Raw genomic sequence first — 6,086 nt, 5'->3', positions numbered from 1 at the left:
CGCGGCCTCGCGGGCGAGCCACTCGTGGGCACCGAGACGGACCGGTGCCGGGGCGGCTCCGGCCGCGGTGATGGGGGCGGGGTGCGGGTCGCTCACGGGTGCCCCGTGACGTGCGTGCCGTCCCGGACCGTGCCGACGTACTCCTCCAACAGGTCCTCCAACGCGACGATGCCGACGGCGCTGCCCTCCGTGTTGACCGCCGTCGCGAGGTGACTGCCCTCCCGGCGCATGGCCGACAGCGCCTCGTCCAGCCTGGCATCCAGGGCCAGGCGGGTGAGCCTGCGGGTCTTGCCGGGGGAGACCGTGCCCTGCGGGTCGTTGCCCATCTGGTCGAGCACGTCCTTGACGTGGATGTAGCCGGTCAGCATCCCCGTGTCGGTCCGCACCGGGAACCGGGAGAAGCCGGTCCGGGACACGGCCCGCTCGACCTCGCCGACCCGCGGCCGGGACGGCAGCATCGTCAGTTCGTCCAGCGGCACCAGCACGTCGGACACCGTCTTGCCGGCCGAGGACAGGGTCTGCGACAACCGGCGGTGCTCGGACTGGTCCAGCAGGCCCTCCCGCCGGGACTCCCGCAGCAGCGCCGCGAGTTCGTCGGAGGTGTAGCCGGTGTCCACCTCGTCCTTCGGCTGCACCTTCGCCAGCCGCAGCACGGCGTTGGCCATGCCGTTCAGCAGCCGGATGAACGGGCCGGTCACCCGCACCCAGGCCACGTGCAGGGGCACCAGCCACAGCGCCAGACGTTCGGGTTCGGCGATGGCCAGGTTCTTCGGCACCATCTCGCCGACCAGCACGTGCAGCAACGTCAGCGCCACCAGGGTGACGGTGAACGCCACCCCGTGGACGACGTACCCGGGCAGCGGCACGCCCAGCGCCGCCACGGCCAGTTCGAGCTGGTGCGCCACGGCGGGTTCGCCGAACTGCAACAGCAACAGCGAGCAGATCGTGATGCCCAGCTGTGCGCCCGCGAGCATCAGCGAGACGTTGCGCGTCGCGTTGATCACGATGCGGGCCCGCGACTTGCCCTGCTCCAGCAGGGCTTCGAGGCGGTCCCGGCGCGAGGAGATCAGCGCGAACTCGGCACCGACGAAGAACGCGTTCGCCGCCAGCAGCACGACGATCAACGAGATCGAGACCCAGTCGTTCATGCGGTCGGTGCCTCCTCCCGCTGGACGGTGATCTCCGCGATGCGGTGGCGGTCCATACCCGTCACCTCGAGCCGCCATCCGTCCACGTCGATCGCGGCGCCGACCTCGGGAATCTCGCCGAGCCGGTCGAGCAGCAGGCCGGCGATGGTCTCGTAGTCCCCCTCGGGCATGCGGAAGCCGGTGACGTCGCGCACCTCGTCGTCCCGGAGTTGACCGGACACCACCCACCGGTCCGGGGCGAGCTGCTGCGAGGTCGGCTCCTCCTGCAGGTCGTGCTCGTCGCGCACGTCCCCGACGATCTCCTCGACGACGTCCTCCAGGGTGACCAGACCCGCGGTGCCGCCGTACTCGTCCACCACGACCGCGACCTGGAAACGGGAGTCCCGGAGCCGGTCCAGCACCGTGTCGCCGGGCAGCGACTCCGGAACGGTCGGCATCGGCCGCATCAACGACGCCACCGGGGTGCTGTCCCGCTCGGCGGTCGGCACCGTGAAGGCCTGCTTGACGTGCACGGTGCCCCGGATGTCGTCCAGATCCTCGCGGTAGACGGGGAAGCGGGAGAACCCGGTGCGGCGGGCCAGCTCCACCAGGTCGGGAACCGCCTCGTCGACGTGCAACGCCTCCAGCCGCACGCGCGGGGTCATCAGTTCCCCCGCCGTCCGGTCGCCGAAGCGCAGGGACCGGTCCAGCAGTTCCGCCGTGGACTCGTCGAGGGTGCCGGTCTCGGCGCTGGAGCGCACGATCGAGCCCAGTTCCTGCGGTGACCGGGCCGACCGCAGTTCCTCCTGCGGCTCCACGCCCAACTTGCGCACCACCCAGTTGGCGCTGTTGTTCATCAGGTCGATCAACCAGCGGAACAACGCGGAGAAGCCGGCGTGGTACCCGGAGACGGCCCGGGCCGTGGGCAGCGGCCGGGCCACCGCCAGGTTCTTGGGCACCATCTCGCCGATCACCATCGACAACGTCGTGGCCAGCAGCATCGCCACCACCAGCGACGTCCCCGCCGCCGCCCGGTCCGGGATCCCCACCGCGGTCAACGCGGGCCGGACGAACCGCCCGAGCAGCGGTTCGGCCACGTACCCGGTGACCAGTGTGGTGAGGGTGATGGCGACCTGCGCGCCGGAGAGCTGGAACGACAGGGTGCGGTGGGCCCGCAGCACGGTCTTCGACCGCCGGTCACCGACGTTGCGGACGTTCGCCTCGACGGTGCTGCGCTCCAGCGTCGTGAGCGAGAACTCGGCGGCGACGGCCAGGCCGGTGCCCACGGTGAGCGCAACGACGAAGAGGACACCCAGGACGGAGAGCAGGATGTCCATCAGCGGCCCCCGGAACGGGCCGGGTCGCGACGGGACGGGTCGCGACGGGACGGGTCCGGAACGGGACGGGACGAATGGGGACAGCCGGGTTCCTCACCCGGCCCGGTACTGTCTTCCGGCGACGGCGCTGCGCGCACGCGAGTGTCACTCCTCCTCGACGGGAACGGGATACGGAGGCGGTAGGGCCGACATCTTAACCACCGGCAACGTCGACCGGTGAGGTCGTGTTCCCGCCGGCCCCCCGGCACGGGTGGTGGTCACGCCCCGCTCCGCCCCCGGTGTCGGCGCACGCTCTCCTCGACGACGTCGAGCACGGGTTCGAGGTCGTCCGCGGGCAGGCCCATCGCCAGATGCGACACCAGCCCCTCCAGGACCAGCTCCAGGTAGGAGGTCAGCACGTCGACGCCGACATCGTCCCGGAGGTTGCCCGACTCCCGCTGCCACTGCAGCCGTTTCCGGGTCGCCGTGGTCAGTTGCTCCGAACGTTCGGCCCATCGGGCGCGGAACTCCCGGTCGGTCCGCAGCCGGCGGGAAACTTCCAGCCGCGTGCCGAGCCAGTCCGCGGGATGGGGACTGGTGCCGGCGAGCAGGTCCCGCATGACCTGCACGAGCCCCTGCCGGGCGACGACGTCGGCCATCCGGGCCGCGTCGTCCTCGGCCAGCGCCAGGAACAGCGACTCCTTGTCCCGGAAATGGTGGAAGATCGCGCCCCGGGACAGCCTGGTCGCTTCCTCCAGGCGGCGCACCGTGGCACCCTCGTATCCGTACCGGGTGAAACACACGCGGGCACCGTCGAGGATCTGATGGCGGCGCGCGTCGAGATGGTCCTGGCTGACCCGTGGCATCCCACGATCTTGACACCTCTGGCCGCCCACTCGCAATCCGTACGTACGTACTGTGAGTTGTGTCCGGTGTCCCGTCGTCGCCGCGCACCCCGCCTGCGCACCCGCCCACGCACCCCGCCCACGACCCCGCCCACGACCCCGCCCACGATGAAGCCCCGTTCCCGCCATGGCGGGAACGGGGCTTCTCTCCCGTGCCGGGTGTGCGGCGGGAGTGTCAGGGGATGGTCAACGCCGACTCGGCCGGGGTCACCGCGTTCTCCCGTGCGGTGACGAACTCCCAGCCGGTCTGCCGCGGGGGCACCCGGTCGGCATTCCACGCGCCGAGCAGCAGGGCGACCTTCGCCTGCATCTCGGTGCGCAGCTTCAGCAGCGAGTCGGTGGCCTCCGCACCGACCCGGCCGAGCAGCAACCACCAGGCCCACGCGGCCGCCCCCGCGTTCGCGACGAAGTCCGGGATCACCGGCACGCCCCGTGCGGCCAGCATGGCCTCGGCCTCGGGGGTGGTCGCGGCGTTGGCCGCCTCGACCACCACGGCGGCACGGACGTCGTAGGAGTTGTCCGGTGTGAGGGCGTAGGAGATCGCCGCGGGCACCAGGACGTCGGCGGCCACCCCGAGCACCGCGTTGCGGGGCAGTCGCTCGACGTGGCCGGGCACCGCGTCCCGGTCGATCTCGCCGTAGGCGTCGCGCGCCTGCAACAGCGCGGGGATGTCGAGTCCCGCCGGGTCGTACAGGGTGCCGGCCGCGTCGGCCACCGCGACCACCCGCATCCCCGCCTCGTGCAGGTACCAGGCCGCGCCGCCGCCCATCGTGCCGATGCCCTGGATCGCCACGGTCGTCCCGGCCACGGACCAGTCCCACGCCGCGGCGGCACCGAGGCACGCCTGCGCGACCCCGTAGCCACCGATGACGTCCCCGAGCAGCAGACCGCCCGGGACGGGCGCGTTCAACCCCGCCTGCACCCGGCGGAGGGTCCGTGCGGGATCGGCCGCACGGCGGATCGCGGCGTGATAGGACTGCTCCAACCCGAGATCGGCGAACACCTCGTCGATGACGTGCTGCGGCACGCCCAGGTCCTCGGCCGTGACCCAGTGCGCGTCGATCCAGGGACGCATGGCCTGGCAGAACCGGCGCAGCACCTCGGTGGCGCGCGGATCCCGCGGGTCGAAGTCGATCCCGCCCTTGGCGCCCCCCACGGGAAGGTCGAACGTGGCCGTCTTGGCCGCCATGCCCCGCGCCAGGTCCTCGACCTCGCTCATCGTGCACCCCGCCCGCATGCGGGTGCCGCCGGTCGCCAGTCCGGACACCAGGCTGTGCACGACGAGATAACCGTGGGCACCGGTCACCCGGTCGGTCCACGTCAGTCGCAGCAGCGGTTCGTCGGCGTGCTGAGTAACCACTCGGCCCTCCCTGGGTCGGTCGGCGTCCCTGTGTCGATCCCGGTCGCACGGGCGGTTCCCGGTGCGGCGCACCGGTCGTCGTGCGTACCAACAGGTTCCGGCCGGAGGGCCGTGTGCGTCCAGTTATAGATCATGCACGTTTCCCTTTATGGTTGGTGCATGGATCTGTCGGTGCATCGGCTGAGGATGCTCCGGGAGCTGCACCGCCGCGGCACCATCACGGCGGCCGCGGCCGCGCTGCACTACACCGCCTCGGCGGTTTCGCAGCAGCTCGCGCAGCTGGAGCGCGACGTGGGCGCGAAACTGTTCGAGCGGCTCGGCAGACGGGTCCAGCTCACCGAGCTCGGCATGGTGCTCACCGAGCACGCCGAACAGATCCTGGACGCCGTCGAGCGGGCCACGCTCGCGCTGGAGGAGGCCCAGGAGACCTCGTCGGTGCGGTTGACTGCGGGCGTGTGGGCCTCGGTCGCCTCGGGCCTGCTGCCGACCGCGCTCACCGCCCTGGCGGCCGACCACCCCGGCATCGAGGTCCGCACCCGCGAACTGGCGCCCGAGGAGACCGCCGACGCCGTGCGCGACGGGTCGCTGGACTTCTCGTTCGTGCTCGACTACACGGACGCACCGACGCCCTGGGACAACGGGCTGGAGCGGGTCGCGGTGGCGGTGGAGCGGCTGTACGCCGCGGTCCCCGCGGCCACGGCGCCCGCGAGCACGGTGTCCCTGGCGGAGCTGGCGGACCAGCGGTGGATCCTGGCGAGCCCGCGCAGCCACTTCGGCCGCGCGGTGCGCGTGGCCTGTCAGCGGTTCGGGTTCGAACCGGTGATCAACCACGAGGTCGAGGAACAGGCCACGGCGATGGCGATGGTCAGCTCCGGACTGGGGATCACCCTCGTCTCCGATCTGGGGCTCACCCTGCGCCCGTCCGGGGTGGACATCGTGACGCTGACGACCCCGGTGCTGCGCACCGTCTCCGTGGCCTACCGGCGCACCGCCCTGCGCAGGCCCGCGCTCCAGCTCGTCATCCACGCCGTGCGCGCGGCCGCGGCGGAACTCGGGTTGGGCGCCTCGGAGACCGTCCCGGGCTGAGCGCGCCGACGGTGCGACGGTGCGGGCCGGGTGTGTCCCGGTTCCGCCCGCCCGCGTCCGGTTTCGCCGACTCGAAAGTGTCGCACCCCCCGTGTAGCGTCCGGAAGAGGTACGTGAGACCCCGATCGGGGGAGGTACGCGATGGCCGCGATCCGTGAGCCGGGGGCGGTTCCGGGGGAGACCGGGTCCTCGACCGGCGCGTCCGGGGGGCCGGGGGAACCCGGTGGGGTGGGTGCCGTCCGTGGTGCCGCCGGGGGGACGGCGGTGGCCCCGGTGTCCCCGGGAACGGCGG

5 protein-coding genes are annotated in these 6,086 nt (G+C 72.2%); 1 reads left to right on the top strand and 4 read right to left on the bottom strand.

Features of this window, described 5'->3' with window-relative positions:
- Nucleotides 1-92 precede the first annotated feature (92 nt).
- The 4 genes from SACHA_RS0105165 to SACHA_RS0105150 all read right to left on the bottom strand — a co-directional run bounded on the left by SACHA_RS0105165 (nucleotide 93) and on the right by SACHA_RS0105150 (nucleotide 4,708).
- A complete protein-coding gene (locus tag SACHA_RS0105165; RefSeq protein WP_019807708.1) occupies nucleotides 93-1,148 on the bottom strand; it encodes a hemolysin family protein in 1,056 nt (351 codons plus the stop codon).
- Nucleotides 1,145-2,464, bottom strand: a complete 1,320-nt coding sequence (locus tag SACHA_RS0105160; RefSeq protein WP_019807707.1) for a hemolysin family protein — start codon at nucleotides 2,462-2,464, stop codon at nucleotides 1,145-1,147. Before SACHA_RS0105160 ends, SACHA_RS0105165 begins: the two co-directional genes overlap by 4 nt.
- A gap of 257 nt (nucleotides 2,465-2,721) precedes the next feature.
- Nucleotides 2,722-3,309, bottom strand: a complete 588-nt coding sequence (locus SACHA_RS0105155) for a TetR/AcrR family transcriptional regulator (protein WP_019807705.1) — start codon at nucleotides 3,307-3,309, stop codon at nucleotides 2,722-2,724.
- A gap of 214 nt (nucleotides 3,310-3,523) precedes the next feature.
- The gene (locus SACHA_RS0105150) at nucleotides 3,524-4,708 is read right to left on the bottom strand and encodes a Glu/Leu/Phe/Val dehydrogenase dimerization domain-containing protein (protein ID WP_019807703.1); all 1,185 of its coding nucleotides are present in this window, start codon (nucleotides 4,706-4,708) and stop codon (nucleotides 3,524-3,526) included.
- A 159-nt stretch (nucleotides 4,709-4,867) separates the two neighbouring features.
- Between SACHA_RS0105150 and SACHA_RS0105145 the strand changes: the two genes are divergently transcribed.
- Nucleotides 4,868-5,794 (top strand): LysR family transcriptional regulator, encoded by a 927-nt coding sequence (locus SACHA_RS0105145; protein ID WP_019807702.1) that lies wholly within the window; start codon nucleotides 4,868-4,870, stop codon nucleotides 5,792-5,794.
- Nucleotides 5,795-6,086: the final 292 nt, after the last annotated feature.

It is taken from the genome of Saccharomonospora halophila 8 (assembly GCF_000383775.1).
Lineage (GTDB): Bacteria > Actinomycetota > Actinomycetes > Mycobacteriales > Pseudonocardiaceae > Saccharomonospora > Saccharomonospora halophila.
This window is presented reverse-complemented; position numbering and strand designations above follow the sequence as displayed.